This window comes from Priestia sp. Y58 (genome assembly GCF_029522095.1).
Classification (GTDB): Bacteria; Bacillota; Bacilli; order Bacillales; family Bacillaceae_H; genus Priestia; species Priestia megaterium_E.
This window is the reverse complement of the sequence record NZ_JAKWFL010000007.1, coordinates 192,025-214,821: the sequence shown is the minus strand read 5'-3', so window position 1 is coordinate 214,821 and position 22,797 is coordinate 192,025. Positions and strand designations below refer to the sequence as shown.

Below are 22,797 nucleotides of genomic sequence, written 5' to 3'. Positions count from 1 at the left end.
TCCAATCGCATAACAGTCAATGCTGTTGCTGTTTAATTTCTATTCAGAACAAATAATGTCCAACGTCATAAACGTTGAACATTATTTGTCAATTCTTCTATTATAACATGCAACAGACATTATAAAACACTCTTAAGCAGTGCAGACTGTTTTCGCTGTTTTCTTTTGTAGAGTATCCAGCCCGCTCCAGCCGATGATAATAAAAGCAGACTCAGCCCTAAAAAAGCCAGTCCTATACGATCGTTAGCCGTAACGTACGTAAAGAAGAAAATCAGTAAAATCCGAATTCCTAACGTAATAAAGCGAAAACAGCTGTCGACTCTTCCCACGATGATATTTGGTATTTTTTGCATCATAAACGTATTTCGAGCTACTCTTGTACCTGCATTTGCAAAAGCAAGAAGAAACACAATAGAAAAATAAATGGGCAAAAGCTTCATAAAGAAGATGATAGATATTCCGAGTGCAAAAAGGCTTATATTCAGCATAATCGCTAGCTCTGTGCCTGTTCTTTTCATAATAGATACGATAAATACCCCTGCCGTTAACGCCCCGAAACCATACACAGCACTTTCAATCCCATATGCTGCTGGACTTGCGTTTAATTCTTGAGTCAGATAAATAGGAAATAAATAGTTCGTCATCATCACAGCGATGAAAGGCATAAAAGAAAGCAGTAAAAAAAGAGAGACCGAGCGATTTTTTTTTATAAATGTTAAACCTTCTTTCATAGCAGTGCGTTTCTTGTCGCTTCGTTCCCTGCTTTGTTTATATGGAATACTCAATAGACAAAGGAATGCAGCTATATACGTAGCTGCATCGACTGTTAAAATCCATTGAAGCGACCAACGAGTAATGACTAGACTCGCCAAAGCTCCTGCAAGCATACTCGATAGCTGACCTTGTATTTCCATGATACTGTTTAATAAGTGAAACGCATCTTTTGAAAAAACTTCTTGATTTAACGCAAAAATCGTTGGATAAAAAAACGTGTAGTAAAGGTTTCCGGTTCCGTACAAAATGACGAAGTGAATCGTTGAATAATCTGTAACAAAACCGACGATTACAAATAACATGACCGTGATAAAACCTATCAATTCTACGGTTAGCAGCATTTTCTTTCGTGACATTCGATCAATAAGAACACCTATATACGGAGTAGCCACAAAGCTAATCACCGTCATAATCAGCATAATCGTGCCAAATAATCTATTTCCATCTGGAGATGCAACTAACAGTAAAGGAATGGCAAGCATCGTAATACCGGAACCAATAGAGGACAAAATATTAGCAGCAACTACGGCTTGAAAGCGACGGTCTTTATAAAGCGCCTTCATCAAACATTTTGCTTAGCTTCTAAAATTTGCTTAGACACTTGTGTATACAGAGTCAGCTCATTAACTAATTCATGAATTCCGTCAGCTGCATTTTTTCGTAAAGTCCCTTTTTCCACGATGTCTGCAGGGTCTAATACCAACTGCTTAGATAGGACATTCGCATACAAAGCGCGTGTAACGGTTCTAAGGTTATTTAAAGCATTAATGCCTCCTTTTCCTCCTCCTGATACTGCTAAAAGTGCTACGGGCTTATGCGCAAAATACGCACTGTTTAAGAAGTCCAACGCGTTTTTTAACGCTCCGCTCATAGCTCCGTGGTACTCGGGCGTCGCAAGCAAAATACCATCTGCTTTTTCTATTTTTTTAATCAGCTCTTGTACTTCTTCTGTTTCATACTGATGAGGTTCACCTGTGAATATAGGAAGCGATAATTGGCTTAAATCTAGAAAAGAACTTTGATAGTTTTTGTGAAGCTTTCTCGTCACTTGTGTTGTTCGGCCTGTTTCTCTAGGACTTCCATTGATAATAAGTATGTTCATGCTTATCTACTCCTCTGTCGTTTGGTTATATGTATAGTATAGGGATGTTTGAACTTTTTTTCGTCATGCTATTGATAGAAAGAAAGCTACCAATATAGACGGAGAAGCACAGAGAAAAACCTACAACTAAAGTCGTAGGCTAGGAAATGCCGTGCTGCACAGCATATAGAGCAGCTTGTGTGCGGTCTTGAACACCGAGTTTTGATAAAATATTAGATACATGTGTTTTTACTGTTTTTTCTGTAATATGTAAGGACGCACCAATTTCTTTGTTGCTTTTACCTTTTGCAATTTCTTTTAATACGTCTTTTTCTCGTTTCGTTAAGTGGTCAATAAAATTGACTTTCTTTTCGCTGCTTTTGGTTAACCGTGTTAGCAAGTGTGTGGTGACTTTTGGATGAAGCTGATTTTCTCCGTTCATTAGCTTTCGAATAGCTGCTACAAGTTCATCTGGATCACTTTCTTTTAGCTGATAGCCTGAAGCTCCAGCTTCTAGTGCCGGTATCACATGGTCTTGATCCGAAAAGCTTGTTAAAATCATGACTTGTATATGCGGTGCTTGTTTTTTTAATTCTTTTGTTGCTTCAATTCCATCGAGAACCGGCATCGATAAATCCATTAAAACAATATGGGGCTCTAGGGATGTCGCTAACTTTAAAGCTTCCTCTCCGTTAGAAGCTTCTCCTACAATTTCTAAGTCGGGCTGCGTTTGTAAGAAAAAGACTAGTCCTTTTCGGACGACATGGTGATCATCTGCGATTAAAATCTTTATTTTCATGTGCGCTCCTTTCCGTTATGAAAGAGGAATAGATACTTCCACAACCGTTCCGTTTCCTATGCTGCTTGTAACAGATAGTTTTCCATTTAATCTTTTTATTCGCTCGTGCATAGTTTTTAGCCCAAGCGTCGGCAATTCTGCTGAATCACTATACATAAACCCATTGCCGCTATCTCGGACTTTCATGATCACTTGTTCTTTGCTTATATTTACGTTTAGATGTACCTCTGCCGTACCCGCATGCTTTCGGCAATTATTAAAAGCTTCTTGTCCGACTCTCCACAGTGTCTCTTCAATCACAGCAGGCAAAACGGACACTCCTTTAATTTGTTCTTTTACGTTAAGACCTAGCATTTGACCATAGCTTTTTAACGCGCTGACAATGCCGTTTTCTAATCCTTGGGGACGAAGCTGCCAAATTAATGCTTTCATTTCTACTTGAGCATGCTGAGCGGTTTCTTGGATTAAGGAAAAAGTCTCTTTTAACTGCACATCTTTCGCTAAGCTGCTTCCGGCTTTGGCTGTGACATTAATCGAAAACAACAGCTGATTAACAGAATCGTGAAGATCTTTGGCCAGTCTGTTTCTTTCTTCAATAAGTTTTACTTCCTGCTGAGATTGAGTCAGCTTAATCCGCTTGATAGCCGTGCCAATTTGAAGAGCGACAGATCCTAATAAATCAAGCTCTCGCTGTTCAAAATGAATTTTATGAGGGGCAGCTACATTTAATAATCCAAAGCGCTCATCCCCCGCTTGTAAAGGAACCGTTGCGTGATGAGTAATGTCGTGTGTATCTCCCCACTCATGAATGACGGAATCTTCAAGTCTCTTGCACTCCATAATATTAGACGCTTTTTGAAGCCGGCCATCCATATACCGATCAACACACCAGCAGCTTCCGTTACACATAGGCTGAGCGGTTTTATTTAGTAAAGCCGGCGGCAAATGCTGAGCGGCAATCATCTCATGTTTTCCATTTTCGTCAATAAAAAAGATCCATCCTGTTTGTAAATCTGTTATTTGCAGCAGTTTTAAAAGAGCATCGTGAAGCATTGTATGTAAGTTAGTGCCTTCATTTAAAATCTCGGCAATGTCTTTTAAAATCTTAAGCTCTGAAATATGATCTTTTTCCATAGCCTCTCTCCTATATGATGTATTTTCCATTTTTTATTTTATCACAATTAAAGACGATTCCGGCTCATAGGACGTTATTTTTAAGGTGTTTCCGCTTAGGTATGTAAGAGTTTTTGACATCAATAATAAAAATCACAAAAAGTATGTCAGGTAGTTTAACAATTAGCTAGAGTCTTTACGTAAAACGAACTATACTACAGATAATTCACGTAAGAAAAGAAAAAACGAAAGGAAATGAGAAGAAAAAATATTAAAATTAATGCATTGAAAACGCTTCCAAATATGAAGACATAGTGCTATTATATAATTATTAACAGAATAGGGATGTGAGAAAGATGAATAAATTATTTTTAGAAGAGTTACGATACATTATCTTGTGTGAAGTGCCTATGACAAAGTACCGAGTAGAGCAGCTTCAAGACAAATTTGATCAAAGCCCATACTTAATTAATGAACTTTATCAACTCCTATTCGAAAAGCGTCACATTTTAGCTTTCGTTGATGATATTGAATCATCCCTGTATGACTATATTGTGAATAAAGAAATGATGGATGCTAAAACGTATTATGGAGCTATTACACACGTAGCAAATCTTTTCGGCGAAACGCCTACATATATAAAATGCAAAATAAAAAAATATAGAGAGTCTTCGATTTCAAGTATCAGTGCCTAAAAGTTGCGCACAGCTGATTCAAATAAAAAGCAAAAAAGAAATCCTAGCACAAGGGTTTCTTTTTTGTACCACTAACATATAGGGAGGAAAATAAGATGAAGACATTTTTTATCACAAATCGCTATTCGTTTCTTGAAACGCAAGTAAATGAATATATGCAATCGTTACTGGTAAAAACGCCTGAACAAGTTATTTTATATTTCGAAAGACAAATTCGAAAGTATAAAGTGTATTTACAGAAAAAACATCATTACCCAGAGTGTATGGTTCAATCTATCCACCGTTTGATTGAAGAATATTCATTAAGTATCATTAAAGTAAAAAAATATATTAGCTATCAAAACAAGCTGATGAATAAACAGCTATTAGAGCCGCAGTAAAACGAATCATTTTTTATGGTTCGTTTTACTGCGGCTCTGCCGCTTTATTGCGCATATTTTACCAGTAGATGCAGCACAGCGGGACGTTCTTCGAGATTTTTGTATGAGTGTGTGTGACTTCCTTCAAATTTGACCGAATCAAATTGTTTTAACTCGTATACCTCTTCTTCGATCTTTATTTCAACTCTTCCTTCCATTACCGTTGCTACTTCAATTAATCCTTTGTGATGCGGTTCGGGACAGTATGTAGCGAGAGGAGAAAGAAATGCTCGGTACATTTCAATCGTCGAATCCATTTGGTTTTGAAATATAAATTCGATTTTCCAAGCTTCATCTGGTCCTTTGAGAGAAAAACCTTCTCCGCACTTAGATAGAGATACTGAAGGTTCCACTGATACTAATTTGGTTAAAGGAATATTTAAACCTGTGGTTATTTTCCACATCACCCCTAAAGTAGGATTGGTCTCTCCTCTTTCAATTTTTCCTAATGTGAGTTTGCTGACTCCTGTCTTTTCAGCCAGTTCATCCAGCGTCAAATGATTTTGCATCCTGATTTTCCGTAATTCACTGCCTACTTTTTTAATCATCTCTTTCGTATGCATTTCTTCCTTCCTTTCTGATATATATTATGATAAACTTTTTTGAGTAATTAACATATTATAATATATTTAATAAGGAGGGTAAACAATGAAAGCAATAATATGGGGACTATTATCTTCCATGTTCTTTTCCGCTACGTTTATCGTCAACCGAGCAATGAATATATCTGGAACAAGTTGGGCATGGACTGCATCCCTCCGCTTTTTATTCGCTATTCCTATTTTACTAATTTTAGTGCTGCTGCAAAAGAAATTTACGACTCTGTGGAAAGAAATGAAAAAACATCCGTGGGCTTGGCTTGGCTGGGGTACACTTGCAGGAGTAGGCTTTTATTCTCTCTTAAGTTTTTCCTCACTTTTCGGACCATCATGGCTAGTGGCAGGAACGTGGCAAGTGACCATTCTAGCAGGAGCCCTTCTTTCCCCTTTGTTTTTTATAAAAGTTCAAACTGCAGAAGGATATAAAAAAGCAAGAGGGAAAATTCCGCTAAAAACACTTAGCGTTTCAGCGTTTATTTTAGTAGGCGTGATTCTTATGCAGGTAAAAGAAGCAGAAAATATTACGGCTATGCAGTTTATTCTAGGGTTTCTACCTGTTGTTGTCGCTGCATTTTTATACCCGCTTGGAAACCGAAAAATGATGGAAATATGCAGCGGAAAGCTCGATACGTTCCAACGTGTGTTAGGAATGGCGTTAGGAAGCATTCCGCTAAGCATTATTTACGCAATATACGGCTTCTTTACTACAAGTATTCCGAGTGCTCCCCAATTTTCTCAAGCCTTTCTCTTGGCAATGAGTTCAGGTGTAATTGCTACGATGACGTTCTTTTACGCAACAGACTTGGCAAAAGAAAACTTAGGTTTGCTTGGAGCGGTTGAAGCAACTCAATCAGGCAGCATGATTTTTACCGTTCTTGGCGAAGTGTTTTTATTAAATGGCCGTATGCCAACAGGGAGCGCGTTAGCGGGTATGACGATAATTGTAATCGGAATGATCATAAATAGTATGCTAAACAAAAAAACAAAACTATCTCAGACCCCCCCGTCCCGTACTCTATCAAAATAAAAAAAGAGGAGATGAAAATCTGTTTAAAGGTTTCCATCTCCTCTTTTTAATATTCGAGATGATTGTTCCAATAGCGGCTCCAAAGCACAGGGAATCGCATCTGTAAACCATCCTCATCATCTTCATCCCAATCAAGATCCAAATCTTGCTCATCGTACCACACTGGGTCAAACTGGTCATATTTATCATAATAATAGTCGTTATCTAAACCTGTCTTTTCTTCGTAAGCTTCACACGCTACAGAAAGTAATTCTTCTAATTGAGGAGCATAGCCTTCTGCTTCTAGTGGTTTAAGTACAGAAATCATCGTCTCAGGAGATTCAATCGCTTTATAATATATGTCTTTTCCCTGATATAAAAGCCACGCTCTAAAATAATCAAAACAATCATCTGAACAACCGCCCATTACAATATAAGCTGCTGCCCACAATGAAGAAGTATAGGATTGATCAAAATGCTGATTTAATAGCTGATCAAAGCGAAAAATGTCCTTTTCAGAACGCTTCGCTAGCGTGGAGCGGAGCCATTCCATTTGCTCATCGACATCTAATTTTGTCTTCGCCTTTTTTATCAGTTCCCAAAAGAGAGCCTCTGACATCGTGCTGTCTTTCATTACTTGCATCGAACAAGTTAAAGGCTTATATCCTTTCTTCAATTTTGCACGAATCAGCTTTTCAGCTTCTGCTTCACAAGCTTCTGCGGAAGCAAACTCTTTCACTTGCATGCGACCGGCTGTATCAACTTTTCCAAAGTGAATGACTAACTTGCTGTCTCTTCTTTCAACTTTCCAAAATTTATTCGATTGCTCATCTTTATACACTAAGGTTATTTGCATGATACATTCCCCTTTTTCATCCCACTACTATTGTGAATAGTTCTCTTTTTACAATTTATGTAGATTCACAGCGCTTCATAATCCATTTTCTTTGCTTTTTTAACATGTTTCAGTTGATCTTACTATTGCTGAAGTCGTTTAAACAGTGAGTAATGACCACAAATTTGTGTAAAATGTTTATTGGTTGCTTTTTGTTGCATTTACAACATTTTATTTTTCCTTTATACTCTTTTTATATCACGTATTTTTATTATACAAAAAAAGAAGCCTAAATTCGTAGAAAAGGAAGGATTTTAATGAAAATTAAGCATGTTACAACAAAAGAGCAGCTTGAAGAAGTATTCCATATACGTAAAACAGTGTTTGTTGAAGAACAAGGAGTGCCGTTAGAAGACGAATTTGATGAACATGAGGAAACGGCAAAACATATGTTAATTTATTATAACAATGAACCAGCTGCTTCTGGCAGATTCCGCATAGTAGACGATTACGCCAAAATAGAGCGAATATGCGTATTAAAGCAATTTAGAAAATACGGGCTCGGAAAAGAAGTGGTGACCAGCTTAGAAGAAGCAGCGAAAAGAGAAAGATTAACTCAAGCTAAGCTTCACGGTCAAGTTCAGGCTGAACCTTTTTATCATAAGTTAGGCTATAAGACTGTTTCTGATGTCTTTATGGAAGACGGTATTCCACACGTTATTATGAAAAAAGAATTTTCGTGTTAAAAAGGCTTCTTTGCACAGTTACTTTAGTAAAGAAAAAGGCTCTCAGCAGAGAGCCTTTTTTGTGCTATTAGATTTTCATAATTCCGCCTGTGCTAGCAGAAGTTACAAGTTTAGAATATCTTGCAAGATAGCCTTTTTTCACTTTTGGCTCAAAGCCTTTCCAGTTTGCTTTTCGTTCTGCCCAAACATCTGGAGAAACTTGAACATTCATCGAACGATCTTCAATGTCAATCACGATATGGTCGCCATCTTCTACAAATGCTAGCGGTCCGCCTTCAGCAGCTTCTGGAGATGCGTGACCAATTGATAATCCACGTGAAGCGCCAGAGAAGCGTCCATCTGTTAATAGTGCTACTTTTGCACCTAGTCCCATTCCCATAATTTGAGAAGTTGGAGCTAACATTTCAGGCATTCCCGGTCCGCCTTTTGGTCCTTCATAACGAATAACTACGACATGTCCTTCTTTTACTTTTCCGTTAGCAATACCATGCAGCGCCTCGTCTTGAGACTCAAATACAATTGCTGGTCCTTCGTGGCGAGTAATGCCGTCTTGAACACCGCCTGTTTTAATGATCGCGCCGTCTGGAGCTAAGTTACCAAACAATACAGCAAGTCCGCCTTTTTCTGTGAACGGCTTATCGATTGGATGAATAACGTTATAATCTTTTACATCGCATCCTGCAATGTTTTCGCCTAGCGTTTTTCCAGTAACCGTCATCGTATCTAAATGAAGAGCTCCTTCTTTTTTAGATAGCTCGTTTAAAGCAGCCGATACGCCTCCTGCTTCATGTAAGTCTTCAATAAATACGTCAGAAGCCGGAGCCAGTTTTGCCAAATGAGGCACGCGTTCTGCTACTTCATTAATACGCTCTAATGGGTACTCAATTTCAGCTTCATTCGCAAGAGCTAGCGTATGAAGAACTGTATTTGTAGAACCACCTAACGCCATGTCCAAAGCAAACGCGTTGTCGATTGCTTTTTCTGTTACGATATCACGTGGTTTTAAATCTAATTTAATTAATTCCATGAGCTGTTTAGCTGATTTCTTAACGAATTCTCTACGTTCAGGAGCAACTGCTAAAATTGTACCGTTTCCAGGTAAAGCAAGTCCTAACGCTTCAGCTAAGCAGTTCATTGAGTTCGCTGTAAACATTCCTGAACAAGATCCGCATGTCGGACAGCCGAATTGTTCTAATTCAAGTAATCCTTTATCATCAAGTTTACCAGCTTGATGAGCTCCTACGCCTTCAAATACTGAAGAAAGAGAAATCTTACGACCGTCGCTCGTTACGCCAGCCTTCATTGGTCCGCCGCTAACAAAAACTGTCGGAATATTCAGACGTAATGAAGCCATTAACATCCCAGGCGTGATTTTATCACAGTTTGGAATACATACCATTCCATCAAACCAGTGAGCAGATACTACCGTTTCAACTGAGTCAGCAATGATTTCACGACTTGGTAATGAATAACGCATACCGATATGTCCCATCGCAATACCGTCATCTACACCGATAGTGTTCATTTCAAAAGGTACGCCACCAGCTTCGCGAATCGCATCTTTTACGATTTTACCAAACTCTTGTAAGTGAACATGACCTGGTACAATATCAATATATGAATTGACAACCGCAATAAACGGTTTGCCGAAATCCTCTTCTTTTACACCAGCTGCACGCAGTAGGCTGCGGTGCGGTGCTCTGTCGAATCCTTTTTTGATCATGTTACTTCTTAATTCTGCCACAATAATTCCCTCCGTATTCATCTAACCTATTAAAAACTGAATCTTTTTAAATTGTTTAATAATTTTTAATATAAATACTAATTTAACAAATCACATAAAGGTTTGTAAAGGTTTATGACAAAATAATCATTTTTTATTTTAAAATAGTAAAATCACCCGCATAAATTAGTATAATATATACATATATCCCTTATTTTACAGGGAAGCAGAAGGTGGATGCTGAGCATGAAACAATCCTTTTACTACAGAGGTCATCAGGAAAAAGAAATATTTGCACAAAAATGGGATGTTGAAAACAATTCTGCAAAAGGTGTTGTCCAAATAGCCCATGGGATGGCCGAACATATTGGACGCTACGAATACTTTGCTAATGTATTAACTCAACATGGCTACATCGTATATGGAAATGATCACCGCGGTCACGGTCAAACAGCTTTAAAAGATGAAGAAAAGCGTTTTTTTGCTGAAGAAAATGGTTTTGACACCGTAGTTTACGACATGATTGCTCTGACTAGGCACATTTCAACGGAACACTCCAACCTACCAATCTTTCTTTTCAGTCACAGCATGGGATCTTTTCTAACGAGAAGATATATTCAATTGAATACGGATCATATTCATGGAGTTATTTTAGAAGGTACAGGAACGGTTCATACGCTAGCTAGAACTGGAGGTATACTTATAGCTAACCTACAGATGAAAGTAAAAGGAAAACGGTCACCAAGTCCTCTTCTTGATAAACTATCTTTCGGGGAATATAATAAGGCGTTTGAACCTGCTCGCACGTCGTTTGACTGGTTTACCCGAGATCATGAAGTGATTGATGCCTACATAAATGATTCGAACTGCGGAGGAGTTTTCACAGCGGGATTTTTCTATGACTTATTAACAGGAATTAAACAAATCTCTAACTTAGCTAATATAAAACTAGTACCATCAAACCTGCCTGTTTATTTAATATCTGGAGAACATGATCCAGTAGGCAGCTATACAAAAGGTGTACTCAAAGTATATAACGACTTTAAAAAAGCCGGATTGCAGGACGTAAGCTACCGTTTTTTTAAAGAGTGCCGTCATGAGTTGCTTAATGAACTAAATAAAGATGAAGTGATAGAAGATATACTAAATTGGCTTGACGTGCAAATGAACAAAAAAACGGTTCGTGTTTAGACACGAACCGTTTTTTTATTAAGCAAATACAGATGTTAATACAGGCACTACTTGTTTTTTACGTGATACAACGCCTTCTAAGACAGCTGTATTGTTTTCAAGCGTTACGTTGTATGCTTCTTCTACTTTCGAAGCAGCAGAACCTAATGCTAATGCAGTAGAGTTGCTGTTTAAAATATCTGTAACAACTAAAAGGAATAATTGTAATCCTTTTTCTTCGATTGTTTTAGTAATCGCTTCTTCCAATTCAACTTTGCGCACTAAAACGTCGTTTACGTCAATTGCATTCACTTGTGCAATTTCTACTTTGCTTGTACCCATGCTGAATTCTTTAGCATCTAATGAAATTAATTGTGAAGCTGTTTTATCGCCTAAGTCAGCTCCAGCTTTCAACATTGCTAATCCGTACTCTTCTGCATCTACGCCTGCAATTTCCGCTAATTCTTTAGCAGCTGCAACGTCTTGGTCTGTGCAAGTTGGTGATTTGAATAATAAAGAATCAGAAATGATAGCTGATAGCATAAGACCTGCGATGTTAGGTTCGATTTCTACGCCGTTTTCTTTATACATCTTGTTTAAGATCGTTGCCGTACATCCAACTGGCTCTGCACGATAGTATAAAGGATCTGCTGTTTCAAAGTTAGCAATACGGTGATGATCAATTACTTCAAGCACACGAACTTGATCAATATCGTTTGCACTTTGCTGGCGTTCGTTGTGGTCCACTAAAATAACTTCATTTGTTTCTTTAGATACTTCATCAACGAAACGTGGTAGTTCAGCGTTGAACTTTTCAAGAGCAAATTGCGTTTCACCGTTAATATCACCTAATCGAATTGGTTCAGCGTCTACACCTAATTTATTCTTTAAATCAGCGTATGCAATTGCAGAACAGATTGTATCTGTGTCAGGATTTTTATGTCCAAAAATTAACGTCTTTGCCATCTTAAATCTCTCTCCTTCTTACATATGTAAATAGCATTTTTGCGTAAATTTAGTTAATTCGTTCACGCAACATTGCCATTTTAACATAAACTTTTACATTATTTTAATTTTTTTGCGAAAAATGATGTTCATCCGCAGATATTTTGCCATTTTGTATCTTTTTCATAGTAAAAACACCTCTATTTCCGATATAAATAGAAGGTTTTATACGTTCATTATATAAAAGTTAGCGATAAAACACAACCTGTCTCTCTATCACTTGATAGATAACTTAAACGCAGTATCTTGCCACTTTTGATAAAGAAAAAGTAGAACAGCAATAACCATCATTAGTACAAATAATAAAAAATGATTCATTTCCTTCAGTGTATAAATGTCTAGTTTTTCAAAGATAGGACTCATGACAAATGCCTGAAATAAATCGAAAGCTGCATTGATAATCATAAACATCCAAAAGCCAGGATAGGTAAAATAAAAAATAAAAAGCGTGCCTATTATAAATATGCCAAAAGGAAAAGGCGTCATATTAACAAAGAAAAAAAGAGTTTTATTCACTTCCCACCAGTTAAAGCGATCTGCAATTTGAAAAACCATCGTTAACAATACCACTCCGAATAGTGATACAGCCATATACCGCTTTACTCGCTCTTTATCAACTGCAAAAAGCAATAGCCAAGGACCGATAAAAAACACCCACATTACAATTTGCGCCATGAACATTCCGCCTTTCATTTTAAAAAAAGAGAATATACATTATTCTGTCCTTATTTATGTAAAACAACCAAAAAAAGCACCCCATATGAAGGGGTGCTTTTTTTGGTTATCGTCGCGGTGTAAAGTTGAAATATTCATTTACTTTAGCTCCTAGCTCTTCAAGAAACTGCTGAGCAGTCATTTCCTCTACCAAGCAAGCTGAGATTTTTTGTGAACATTGTTGTAATATACATCTCTTGACCAATATGTTTTTGATCGGTATGTATAATTAAAGTGAATGAATAGTTCACTCCCGTCTGGACACTGCAACAATACGCAGTAATGTGGATTACGACGATTTTTATCTAAACTCATTTCTTTGATCTGCGCTAACATTATTCACCTCTAAAGCCATTACTTAATCATTTAAAGGTAAATGCCACACCACGCTATGTCCTAGCTCTGCCATCAACTAGAAAATCATATATTTTCTAAAATTCTACACGATATAGGACAAAAGAGGAAGAGATAATTTATTGGTGGACGTGTAAAGTTTCATATAAATCTTTTAGCTGCTCAGGGTATTGAGACCTTACGTAATAACCCGTAGGACGGTGCTCGATTAAATGAGAAGCAAATAAATAGCCAATGAGCACGTGCATTTGTTCATCTGAGGTTTCTTGGTTTAATTCTCTTTCCAGTCGTTCAGCTAAGTGTGAAGCCAGCTGTTTAATTTTTTCATCATGTGATAAAAAAAGCATTTTGTTCTCCCCCTTATAACGAATAAGTAATGCTGTGAATTTCAATAAAGACAAAGTATTGCTTTTATAAGGATAATTATATTTTATTTTACAATAAAAGTATATAAATAGTTCTAAATATTCAAAAAATAACTTGTTTCTTTTGGACTATTCGGCAACAAACAAAAAAAGAAGCGGGAGCTGTTCCGCTTCTTTTGCGTAAAAAGATATTCGATTACCGAAATTTATTCTACTTCCACTGCCCAGCCGAATGGATCTTCCACTGTACCATTTTGAATACCTGTTAGAGTGTCATACAGTTTTTGTGACACTTCTCCCGTGTTTCCACCGTTGAGGACCATTTTCTCGTTATTCCAAAATAGTTCGCCAATTGGAGAAATAACTGCAGCTGTACCTGTTCCAAATGCCTCTTCTAGTTTGCCTTCGGAATAAGCTTGCTTAATTTCTTCCATAGAAATACGGCGCTCAGTTACAGGCATATCCCAGTGTTTTAACAGCTCAATGATAGATTTACGCGTAATTCCTTCCAAAATACTTCCGTTCACAGATGGCGTTACTACTTCTCCATCGATTTTGAAAAAAATATTCATGCTTCCTACTTCTTCAATGTACTTGCGTTCAACGCCGTCTAACCACAGTACTTGTGAATACCCTTTTGAGTCAGAAAGCTGCTGAGCTTTTAAGCTTGAAGCATAGTTTCCGCCTGTTTTAGCTGTTCCTGTCCCTCCGGCTACAGCACGAACAAATTCGCTTTCAACCGCAATTTTTACAGGAGCAATCCCTTCTTTGTAATATGAACCAACTGGAGAAAGAATAATGATAAATTGATAGCGGCTAGATGGCGCTACTCCTAAGTAAGGCTCTGTTGCGATGACAAACGGGCGAATGTATAGTGATGTACCTTCAGCAGTAGGAATCCATTCGCGGTCAATTTTAATCAGCTGCTTTAACGCTTCTAGCGCTAAGTCTTCATCAACATGAGGAATACAAAGACGATCGTTTGATTTATTTAAACGTTTGAAGTTCTCATCTGGTCTAAATAGTAATACTTGCTCTTTTTTTGTTACATATGCTTTTAGTCCTTCAAAAACAGACTGCCCGTAATGAAAGATCATAGATGCCGGATCTAATGTGATAGGTTGATAAGGTACAATACGAGCATCGTGCCATCCTTGGCCTTCTGTATAATCCATAATGAACATATGGTCCGTAAAGACTTTCCCGAATTGCAATTGATCAGATTGCGGCTTTTCTTTTTTTGTTTGACTTAGTGTTACATCGATTGAATAAGTTGTCATAGTTGTTTCTCCTTGCTCTTTATATTTACGGGTTTTTCGCTTAAACCTCTATATAAGTTACATTGTACAACTTTAGGGAAGCGTGTCACAATAGTTAGAGACGAAAAATTCTAAAAATTTTATAAAAATTATAAAGAAATAGCACCTAATCGAATTAAGTGCTGAACTGAGAAGGTTTTCTTTCTTAAAAAAACTATTTCTACATTTTATTTACAACCATTTATAAACCAATTTTCACTCGAAGCTTTTCATCTTGTATTGAAAATTGTTTGATTTTCCCTACTGGAATGACCCTTACTTTATCAATTTCATTGAGATTGATATGAATTTGTTTTTCTTCATACGTAGTAACAGGCGGCTTATGAAAAATTCGATAGTTGATCCAATTTTGATTAAGAGGTTTCATTTCATGGATTTTGAATAAAAGCGTACGTTCTTTTGCTTCAAGAGGTTCTAGCACAATGGAAAATGGAATTCTCACCAGAAATTTTTTAATAATTCCATTCACGTGAATATAGGAGTCTTGAAATGAAATAGAAAATTGCTGAATTTGATCTTGCTTTGTCATTTGCTTTTGAAAAATTCGCATGAGCATAGAAGCGGATATAGGAACGGTTACACCGCTTTCAGCCATCTTTTCTTTCATTTTTGCCTGCACATCATCACTAATCACATTGTTTAGCTTTCTCTGTACCCAATCCTTCATGATGCACCTCCGCTATGAAGTTATTTTTCTGTTTCCTCTAACGCACGAATCGAAGCTGTTAAATGATTGGACACGTCCGCGAGCCGATTTTTTGTAAGTTTCCCTTCAGCAAGATAGATGGGCTTCCCAAAGGAAATGACAATGGGATCCTTTGAAAATATCTCTTTTACATTTGCGGGTCCTTTGTAAACTGCGGGTACAATAGGAACCTTTGCCATACTTGCTATAGTGACTGCTCCTCTTTTTAAGGGAACGTCTTCCTCTGTTCGCGTGCCGCTAGGGAAAATCCCGACGATATGTCCTTCTTTTGCTAATTTAATAGGTGTTTTAATGCTGCTGGGTCCCGGGTTGTTACGATCTACTGGGAATGCGTTAAGTTTTTTTAATACATTACTAGTGAGTATATGATTAAAAAGCTCCTTTTTTGCCATAAAATGAATTTGGTGAGGCAAAATAGCCGCACCAAGCGCTACAACGTCTACCCATCCTTTATGCGAACAAGCGATCACAAAACCTGTGTCTGTTGGTAAAGACTCTTTATTCCTTATGTAAAGCTTACCTCTTCTTTTTAATAAAAATTTACATGCGTGAGCCGCAAGATTATACATAAACATTTCCTCTTCCCTCTATTATTTGAAAATATATACAAAATTATATCACTTGATATTAATATCTGGTACTAAAAAATAAATGTAACATCTTTTTACACGATAGCTTACCTACTTCTCTATATATTGTAAAAAAGTAGATATTGAAACCTCTGTTTTTGGTCAACTTGACTAATGACATCCCTTAAAAAACATTTTACTATTAATGTATCATTCTAAATGTAATATTTATTAACATTACATGTGATATAATTAAAGGAGGTTTTTAGGTGAATAACCAAAATCGACCGTTTCGACTAGCTTCATTAGGATTACAGCACGTACTCGCTATGTATGCAGGTGCCATTCTCGTTCCGCTGATGGTAGGACGCGCATTAAATTTAAATGCACATGACTTAGCCTATCTCGTAGCCATTGATTTACTGACCTGCGGACTAGCTACGCTGCTGCAGGCTTGGACGAACAGGTGGTTTGGGATTGGCCTTCCTGTTGTACTTGGAAGCTCATTTGTAGCGGTGACTCCTATGATTGCAATTGGAACTCAATATGGAATTAGTGCCGTTTACGGAGCGATTATTGCCGGTGGTATTTTCATCGTACTGGCAGCAAGTTTTTTAGGGAAGATTATTAAATTTTTCCCTCCCGTTGTCACCGGAACGGTTGTGACGATGATTGGTTTATCGCTTGTACCATCCGCTGTCCGAAATATGGCAGGAGGAGTGGGAAGCAAAGATTTTGGTTCTCTTTCTAATCTTCTTCTTTCTTTTGGTGTTCTAGCGCTTATTTTAATTTTAAATCGATTTTTCAGCGGTTTTCTTCGTTCTCTTTCTGTGTTGATTGGAATTGTAGTTGGAACAATAGCCGCTGTATTAATGGGAAAAGTTGATTTTACTAATTTTAATGAAGCTTCTTGGCTGCACATTCCCACTCCTTTTTATTTTGGGATGCCTACTTTTGAAATCGGCCCTATTTTAACAATGATTCTCGTATGCTTGGTCATTATCATTGAGTCTACAGGCGTATTTTTAGCGTTAGGAAAGCTGTGTGATCGGGAATTAACGGAAAAAGATTTTACAAAAGGCTACCGTGCAGAAGGAATCGCCATTGTCCTTGGAGGACTATTTAATGCTTTCCCTTACAATACATTCGCTCAGAATGTAGGACTGGTTCAATTATCGAAAGTAAAAACAAAAAATGTAGTGGTAGTAGCCGGCTTCATTCTCGTATTACTGGGGCTTGTTCCGAAAATAGCTGCTTTTACAACCATTATTCCCACCCCTGTTTTAGGAGGAGCAATGGTCGTGTTGTTCGGTTTAGTTATTTCATCAGGCATCAAAATGCTAAGTGCTGTCGATTTGGCCAAACAAGAAAATTTGCTGATTATTGCGTGCTCTCTTTCACTTGGCCTTGGTGTAACGGTGGTACCTGATTTATTCGCTCAGCTCCCAAGTGCTTTGCGCGTAATTGTAAGTGATGGAGTTATTACGGGAAGCTTGGCTGCCATTTTATTAAATCTCTTTTTTAACGCATCAATTGAACGAAAAGTACCTTCTGTCTCTTTAGAGAAGACAGATTATTCGGAAATAAAATAAAGAGGTGTAGTATGAATAACGTATCTGTGCAGTATGTAAATCAGCTTAGCAAGAAGCATTTTGTCTCATTAGTTGGTGATATATTTGAACATTCACCTTGGGTTGCAGAAGAGGCTTATTTTAAAGGCCCTTTCTCTTCCGTTGAACAACTTCATGGCATGATGAAAGAAATTGTAGCGCAAGCATCTGTAGAAAAACAGCTAAAGCTGCTGCAAGCTCATCCAAATCTAGGTGAAAATATTGCTATGACATCTGCTTCTACTGAAGAACAAACCAAAGCAGGCTTACAAAACTTAACACAAGATGAGTATGAACAGTTTTCTTTTCTTAATGGAAGGTATATGGAGAAGTTTCCTTTTCCTTTTATTTTGGCAGTACGAGGTAAACAAAAAGAAGATATTTACGAGGCAATGCAAAGTCGTTTACTAAATACCGAGCAAATAGAGTTTGATACAGCGTTAGAAGAAGTATATAAAATTGCTTTCTTTCGCTTAACTGATAAAATTACTGAAGATAAGGAGACAAAGAAACGAGCATGACTAAAATTACAACGCATATTTTAGATCTTACCCACGGATGTCCGGCTGCTTTTGTCAAAGTTGATTTTTATCATATTCAGCCGGAAAGTAAACGAATAAAAATTTCACACGGTACTACAAATGAAGACGGGAGGTTAATAACTCCGCTCTTCTCTTCTGAAGCGTTTGAGTCAGGAGATTATGAACTTTTGTTTCACATTGGGGAATATTATAAAAAACAAGAGGTCCAAACAACAAATCCCCCCTTTTTAAATCAGGTTTCTGTTCGAGTCGGATTGTCTTCTGAACAAGAACATTATCACGTCCCTTTGCTTGTGTCACCGTGGGGATACCAAATTTATAGAGGAAGTTAAAAAAAGAAACGGCGTCTTTAAACGTCGTTTCTTTTTTAGTTGAGCAATTTAGACATATAGTATTCATCAATAAACAAACCGCCAATTCGCAGTGAATGTTTTTTTGTTCCTTCAATTTCGAATCCTACTTTATCATATAAAGAAAGAGCCTTTTCATGCTGTATAGCGACTGTCAGTTCAAGACGATGAATATGGTGTTCTCTCGCCCATTCTTCAAGTGCACCGATTAAAGTCGTCCCAATCCCTTGATTTTGAAAAGTCTTTCGAATACCTAATGTCAAAGAAGCGATGTGAGCGTTTCGGTTAGCTTCGCCCCCTGTTGCAGCTATATATCCCACAAGCATCTCGCTTTCTTCTGCTACAATAATCGTAGAGTTTGGCTGTTGCTTAAAGATTTCGATGTTTTTCTCCTGCTGATCTGTACTCAGCTTTCGCTCTCCGCTTTCGAACAGCATAAACTTACTTTCTTCTTCAATTTGTTTAAGCAAATCTACAAAGTTTGCAGCATCATGTAATTCTAGTTCTCTAATTTCCATGCTGATCCCCCTTTTTCTATGTCCCTTTTGTTTGTATATGTATTGGTTCACCTTTATGAAATATAGCTTTACAGTTTCTTACGAAAAATACGACTTTTTAAGAAGTGGAAGTAGAACAAAAAACCTACTAATCTCCCTTTTTTTGAAATGCTTTTTTCCTCTGTATAATTTTAAATCACTTATCAACTTCTGTAAATTTTTTAGATTCCCTCTTTTAATTTCCATTTATCTTCCTTTTATATGAGTTTAATTTTGATCTAAGGAGACCTTTTATAGAAAACACATGACTATTATCCTGTTTTTTGTGAAGAAAGAAAGCAATAAATGTAATTTTATTTATAATCGTTTAGAATATAAAAAGTGGAAATTTTATGTACCTATTCTCCTTAATTATTAGTCTGTGAAAGGAAATTATTATGAAAGTACAACCCGCAAAATGTGGTGTATATGTCTTAAGCGGTCTAGGAGCTGTTATGGTGTTCTTCTTACTTTTACTTAAGAACAGTGCTTTCTTTCTAGAGGAAGAATACGATCAAAACAAACCTGAAGCTGCGCTTGCGGTCAACGAACATACCTATCACCTTCACAAAGGTTCTATTAACTGGTCAAACGGCCGTTCAACAACAAAAAAAGAAATAAATATATATGATTTATATACATACATATCGCAGCAAAAAAGCATACCATTGAAGCAGCAGCAATCAGTTAAGCTCCATTTTTCGAATTTAGACGGTGCTTATATTCGTAGTGTGAGTGTGCATATATGGAGAGATAACGGTGAAAAAACCAAGCTGTTTGTCAAAAATAATGAATTTAAGGTTCCTACAAATCAAGGTTTGTACGTTGTTGATATCGCGATTAACTCTACAAGAGGAACCATGCAATATGCGGCAAATGTGCAAATACAGTAAGTTTTTATATATTTACGTTTGGTCTAGAAAATCGGATAAGAAAACTCTTGTTGCAAGTAGGAAACGATCTGTGGAATAAAAAAGAAGTATTAAAAATATAGTGAAAGCATTCAAATAACAGCCCTTAACTTTTTCAGAAAATAATCCCATAAAAAAAGAGAGCGATAGCGCTCTCCTTTTTTATAAAATGAAAAAGACGTCCACGCAGGACGTCTTTGATGCGTTTGTGGCGGGGACCGTGTGACCACATTCACACGTTTAGCTCGAAAGCATGTCCTTCGACTTACACAAATTAGCTCATCGCTTTATTAATATAACATCCGCCACAGAAAAAAGCAATCAATTTTTAAATAGTTTTTTTCTATTTATACATATTTCGCGAGAATCCACAAAATAATATGCATGCGTAGCTATTCACTCTCTACATTTTTAGTCTATTTTAACTCAAGTACGAATATACTAATAGACCAACCTATGCGCAGTTTTTGAAAAAGGATGTGAATAGCTTGTTTCAAATCACTGATTTCCCTGAATTTTCATGGTCGTACTCCAGGCATAAAATGGTCACACAATGCAAACGAAAGTATGCATATCATTATTATGTCTCACATAACGGATGGCTTGACAGCGCTTCTGCTCAGTCTCAGAGCGCTTATCGTCTAAAAAAGGTTTCCACTTTATCTATGTACGCCGGACAAGCCGTTCGTCAGGTGATTACAGAGGCCATTTCTGACTATACCTCTACACAGATTGTCCCGGATGAACAGAACTTAACGGAGAAAGCGCAGCAGCTACTAAATAACGCACTGCGTGATTCTACTGACTATGGAGAGCTTTGGTATCATAAGCCTGCTCAGTATAAGATGCTTTTAGAATTCTACGAAAACGGCTATATTTCTAAAAAAGATCTTAAAGACATGCAAAAACGGGTACACATTTGTGTACATCACTTTTTACAAAGTAAATCGTTTGGCGACATCGTATCTTCACCTTTTTTAGAAGTGGAGCCTCATCAGTCGTTTCGTTCTATAAATGTGTATGATCATAAAGTATATGCGCCTTTTCATTCTCTTTTAAAAAATCCAGTCACAGACGAATTTACGATTGTTGATTGGAAAACAAGTAAACAAACAAAAGACGATTTGTTTCAACTGGCGATATACGCCCTCTACGTGTTAGCCGAATATAATATTTCTGTTGATCAGATAAAAGTCCGAAACGAATACTTGCTTTCAGGCAGTGCGCGTACCTATCAGCTTACTCTTCATGAAATTGAAGCTGTTCTTCAGCAAGTTGATACAAGTATTGATTATATGAAAACTTTTTTGGAAGACTCAGAGGTAAATCAGCCTCTTCCGCTTGAGCATTTCCCTCAAGCAGATACGCCTTCCTCCTGTCATGGCTGTGCATTCAAAGAATTATGCCAAACGGGGTAAAAAACAGCTAAAGATGATTTATATTTTTTGCTAAACTTTTTTATTGTCAAAAGAACCTTTGCTAGCATATAATTTGCATTAAGGAAACATTTTATACTTCATATAAAAAAATTAGCTTGGGCTATTTATTGTTCATCAAAGAAAGGAGCACTAGACATGAAAGATCAAAACGGCAGTAAAGCATTATCAGCTATGCAGCTAAGTGCTCAAGACGTATTGTCGGGTAAAACAAAAGGAATTAAGCGATTGTTACCTTTCTTAGGGCCTGCCTTTATCGCAGCGGTTGCTTATATTGACCCGGGTAATTTTGCTACTAACATCGCAGCAGGCTCTCAATACGGATACATGTTGCTTTGGGTTGTATTAATTTCTAACTTAATGGCTGTCTTAATTCAATCGTTATCAGCTAAATTAGGTATTGCAACAGGCTTGAATCTACCCGAGATAGCACAGGAACACTTCCCGTCTTTCGTTTCTTTTGGTCTTTGGATACAAGGGGAATTGGTCATTATGGCGACGGATTTAGCAGAATTTATTGGGGCTGCTCTTGGCATTTATTTATTATTTCATATTCCTTTGTTCCCAGCTGCACTCATCGCAGCGGTAGGTTCTTTTGCTATTTTAGAGTTACAAAGACGAGGTGTTCGACTGCTAGAAGCAGCGATTGCGGCGATGGTTTTTATTGTGGTATTAGCTTTTGGGACTCAAATGTTTCTTGCGCATCCAGACGGCGCAAGTGTTGTCCACGGCTTATTTGTCCCTCAGTTTCACGGGACAGACAGCGTGCTGTTAGCTTCCGGGATTTTAGGTGCTACAGTTATGCCACACGCGATTTATTTGCACTCAGCTCTTACGCAGCGCCGCGTGGTAGGAACTACAGAATCAGAGAAAAAAGCGATTTTCCGCTTTGAATTTATCGATATTGTGATTGCCATGATTATCGCTGGTGCAATTAATGCAAGCATGCTGATTGTCGCAGCCGCTCTATTCTTCAAAAACGGACTAAACGTGCAAGATTTGGACGTGGCTTTTACACAATTTGAACATTTAATTGGTCCCTTTGCAGCTATTGCGTTCGGTGTTGGATTATTATCTTCAGGCCTTTCCAGTTCTTCGGTCGGAACGATGTCTGGAGATGTCATCATGCAAGGGTTTATTAAACGCAGAATCCCTTTATATCTTCGCCGTTTCATTACAATTATTCCGCCGCTTTTGATTATCGGACTTGGCGTAAATCCAACAAGTGCACTAGTTGTCAGTCAAGTTATTTTATCGTTCGGAATTGCATTTGCGCTTGTACCTCTTATCATGTTCACAAGTAATAAAAAAATCATGGGCGGATTGGTTAATCATAAAGCTACAACGGCTGTAGCTTGGGTGATAGCTGCATTAGTCATTTGTTTAAATATCTTTTTGATTTACCAAACGTTCGCGTAGT

At 37.4% G+C, this 22,797-nt stretch carries 25 protein-coding genes; 11 read left to right on the top strand and 14 right to left on the bottom strand.

Annotated elements, in window-relative coordinates; translation table 11 throughout:
- Positions 1–119 precede the first annotated feature (119 nt).
- From MMB68_RS21040 to MMB68_RS21025, 4 genes are all read right to left on the bottom strand, one after another.
- Positions 120–1,337: an MFS transporter gene (locus MMB68_RS21040; RefSeq protein WP_277549305.1), complete on the bottom strand. Its 1,218-nt coding sequence runs from the start codon at positions 1,335–1,337 to the stop codon at positions 120–122.
- Positions 1,337–1,876 (bottom strand): NADPH-dependent FMN reductase, encoded by a 540-nt coding sequence (locus MMB68_RS21035; protein WP_277549304.1) that lies wholly within the window; start codon positions 1,874–1,876, stop codon positions 1,337–1,339. Before MMB68_RS21035 ends, MMB68_RS21040 begins: the two co-directional genes overlap by 1 nt.
- Before the next feature lie 139 nt (positions 1,877–2,015).
- Positions 2,016–2,654: a response regulator gene (locus MMB68_RS21030; protein WP_050691149.1), complete on the bottom strand. Its 639-nt coding sequence runs from the start codon at positions 2,652–2,654 to the stop codon at positions 2,016–2,018.
- Positions 2,655–2,669: 15 nt separating this feature from the next.
- On the bottom strand, positions 2,670–3,788 hold the full coding sequence (locus MMB68_RS21025) for a GAF domain-containing sensor histidine kinase (protein ID WP_277447778.1): 1,119 nt from the start codon (positions 3,786–3,788) through the stop codon (positions 2,670–2,672).
- Positions 3,789–4,123: 335 nt separating this feature from the next.
- Here MMB68_RS21025 and MMB68_RS21020 point away from each other — a divergent pair, with 335 nt between their 5' ends.
- Both MMB68_RS21020 and MMB68_RS21015 read left to right on the top strand, forming a co-directional pair.
- Positions 4,124–4,462 (top strand): hypothetical protein, encoded by a 339-nt coding sequence (locus MMB68_RS21020; RefSeq protein ID WP_050691151.1) that lies wholly within the window; start codon positions 4,124–4,126, stop codon positions 4,460–4,462.
- A 95-nt stretch (positions 4,463–4,557) separates the two neighbouring features.
- Positions 4,558–4,842 carry a hypothetical protein gene (locus MMB68_RS21015; protein ID WP_028408390.1) on the top strand — a complete coding sequence of 95 codons (285 nt, stop codon included), beginning with the start codon at positions 4,558–4,560 and terminating at the stop codon, positions 4,840–4,842.
- Between the two features lie 44 nt (positions 4,843–4,886).
- Here MMB68_RS21015 and MMB68_RS21010 read toward each other — a convergent pair whose 3' ends face one another.
- A complete protein-coding gene (locus tag MMB68_RS21010) occupies positions 4,887–5,444 on the bottom strand; it encodes a helix-turn-helix domain-containing protein (RefSeq protein ID WP_277447777.1) in 558 nt (185 codons plus the stop codon).
- Between the two features lie 85 nt (positions 5,445–5,529).
- Between MMB68_RS21010 and MMB68_RS21005 the strand changes: the two genes are divergently transcribed.
- Positions 5,530–6,507 (top strand): DMT family transporter, encoded by a 978-nt coding sequence (locus MMB68_RS21005; RefSeq protein ID WP_277549303.1) that lies wholly within the window; start codon positions 5,530–5,532, stop codon positions 6,505–6,507.
- 46 nt (positions 6,508–6,553) lie between these two features.
- Here the strand turns inward: MMB68_RS21005 and MMB68_RS21000 are convergent, their stop codons facing one another.
- Entirely contained in the window at positions 6,554–7,342 is a 789-nt protein-coding gene (locus tag MMB68_RS21000; protein WP_221785083.1) for a DUF4240 domain-containing protein, read from the bottom strand.
- A 296-nt stretch (positions 7,343–7,638) separates the two neighbouring features.
- Here MMB68_RS21000 and MMB68_RS20995 point away from each other — a divergent pair, with 296 nt between their 5' ends.
- Positions 7,639–8,067: a GNAT family N-acetyltransferase gene (locus MMB68_RS20995; protein ID WP_277549302.1), complete on the top strand. Its 429-nt coding sequence runs from the start codon at positions 7,639–7,641 to the stop codon at positions 8,065–8,067.
- Positions 8,068–8,134: 67 nt separating this feature from the next.
- On the opposite strand, the gene ilvD is transcribed toward MMB68_RS20995, so the two are convergent.
- Entirely contained in the window at positions 8,135–9,811 is a 1,677-nt protein-coding gene (gene ilvD, locus MMB68_RS20990) for a dihydroxy-acid dehydratase (protein WP_028408385.1), read from the bottom strand.
- Positions 9,812–10,036: 225 nt separating this feature from the next.
- Between ilvD and MMB68_RS20985 the strand changes: the two genes are divergently transcribed.
- Positions 10,037–10,981 carry an alpha/beta hydrolase gene (locus MMB68_RS20985; protein ID WP_277447773.1) on the top strand — a complete coding sequence of 315 codons (945 nt, stop codon included), beginning with the start codon at positions 10,037–10,039 and terminating at the stop codon, positions 10,979–10,981.
- 18 nt (positions 10,982–10,999) lie between these two features.
- On the opposite strand, the gene MMB68_RS20980 is transcribed toward MMB68_RS20985, so the two are convergent.
- From MMB68_RS20980 to MMB68_RS20955, 6 genes are all read right to left on the bottom strand, one after another.
- Positions 11,000–11,926: a manganese-dependent inorganic pyrophosphatase gene (locus MMB68_RS20980; RefSeq protein ID WP_014459925.1), complete on the bottom strand. Its 927-nt coding sequence runs from the start codon at positions 11,924–11,926 to the stop codon at positions 11,000–11,002.
- Between the two features lie 255 nt (positions 11,927–12,181).
- Positions 12,182–12,640: a hypothetical protein gene (locus tag MMB68_RS20975; RefSeq protein WP_014459924.1), complete on the bottom strand. Its 459-nt coding sequence runs from the start codon at positions 12,638–12,640 to the stop codon at positions 12,182–12,184.
- 512 nt (positions 12,641–13,152) lie between these two features.
- The gene (locus tag MMB68_RS20970; RefSeq protein ID WP_014459922.1) at positions 13,153–13,380 is read right to left on the bottom strand and encodes a hypothetical protein; all 228 of its coding nucleotides are present in this window, start codon (positions 13,378–13,380) and stop codon (positions 13,153–13,155) included.
- Positions 13,381–13,604: 224 nt separating this feature from the next.
- On the bottom strand, positions 13,605–14,678 hold the full coding sequence (locus MMB68_RS20965) for a branched-chain amino acid aminotransferase (protein WP_221785078.1): 1,074 nt from the start codon (positions 14,676–14,678) through the stop codon (positions 13,605–13,607).
- 220 nt (positions 14,679–14,898) lie between these two features.
- Entirely contained in the window at positions 14,899–15,384 is a 486-nt protein-coding gene (locus MMB68_RS20960) for a hypothetical protein (RefSeq protein ID WP_221785077.1), read from the bottom strand.
- 20 nt (positions 15,385–15,404) lie between these two features.
- Positions 15,405–15,992 carry a lysophospholipid acyltransferase family protein gene (locus tag MMB68_RS20955; protein WP_153252885.1) on the bottom strand — a complete coding sequence of 196 codons (588 nt, stop codon included), beginning with the start codon at positions 15,990–15,992 and terminating at the stop codon, positions 15,405–15,407.
- 269 nt (positions 15,993–16,261) lie between these two features.
- Here MMB68_RS20955 and MMB68_RS20950 point away from each other — a divergent pair, with 269 nt between their 5' ends.
- Genes MMB68_RS20950 through uraH form a run of 3 tightly spaced genes read left to right on the top strand, consistent with a single transcriptional unit; the run spans position 16,262 to position 18,476 of the window.
- A complete protein-coding gene (locus MMB68_RS20950; protein ID WP_221785075.1) occupies positions 16,262–17,584 on the top strand; it encodes a nucleobase:cation symporter-2 family protein in 1,323 nt (440 codons plus the stop codon).
- Between the two features lie 11 nt (positions 17,585–17,595).
- Entirely contained in the window at positions 17,596–18,123 is a 528-nt protein-coding gene (uraD, locus tag MMB68_RS20945) for a 2-oxo-4-hydroxy-4-carboxy-5-ureidoimidazoline decarboxylase (RefSeq protein ID WP_221780065.1), read from the top strand.
- Positions 18,120–18,476 (top strand): hydroxyisourate hydrolase, encoded by a 357-nt coding sequence (uraH, locus tag MMB68_RS20940; protein WP_277549301.1) that lies wholly within the window; start codon positions 18,120–18,122, stop codon positions 18,474–18,476. Before uraD ends, uraH begins: the two co-directional genes overlap by 4 nt.
- A gap of 35 nt (positions 18,477–18,511) precedes the next feature.
- On the opposite strand, the gene MMB68_RS20935 is transcribed toward uraH, so the two are convergent.
- Positions 18,512–19,012, bottom strand: a complete 501-nt coding sequence (locus MMB68_RS20935; RefSeq protein ID WP_221785073.1) for a GNAT family N-acetyltransferase — start codon at positions 19,010–19,012, stop codon at positions 18,512–18,514.
- 416 nt (positions 19,013–19,428) lie between these two features.
- Here MMB68_RS20935 and MMB68_RS20930 point away from each other — a divergent pair, with 416 nt between their 5' ends.
- The 3 genes from MMB68_RS20930 to MMB68_RS20920 all read left to right on the top strand — a co-directional run bounded on the left by MMB68_RS20930 (position 19,429) and on the right by MMB68_RS20920 (position 22,796).
- Positions 19,429–19,923: a hypothetical protein gene (locus MMB68_RS20930; protein WP_221785072.1), complete on the top strand. Its 495-nt coding sequence runs from the start codon at positions 19,429–19,431 to the stop codon at positions 19,921–19,923.
- Positions 19,924–20,429: 506 nt separating this feature from the next.
- On the top strand, positions 20,430–21,359 hold the full coding sequence (locus tag MMB68_RS20925; RefSeq protein ID WP_221785071.1) for a PD-(D/E)XK nuclease family protein: 930 nt from the start codon (positions 20,430–20,432) through the stop codon (positions 21,357–21,359).
- Positions 21,360–21,515: 156 nt separating this feature from the next.
- A complete protein-coding gene (locus MMB68_RS20920; protein WP_029714919.1) occupies positions 21,516–22,796 on the top strand; it encodes an Nramp family divalent metal transporter in 1,281 nt (426 codons plus the stop codon).
- Position 22,797 lies beyond the last annotated feature (1 nt).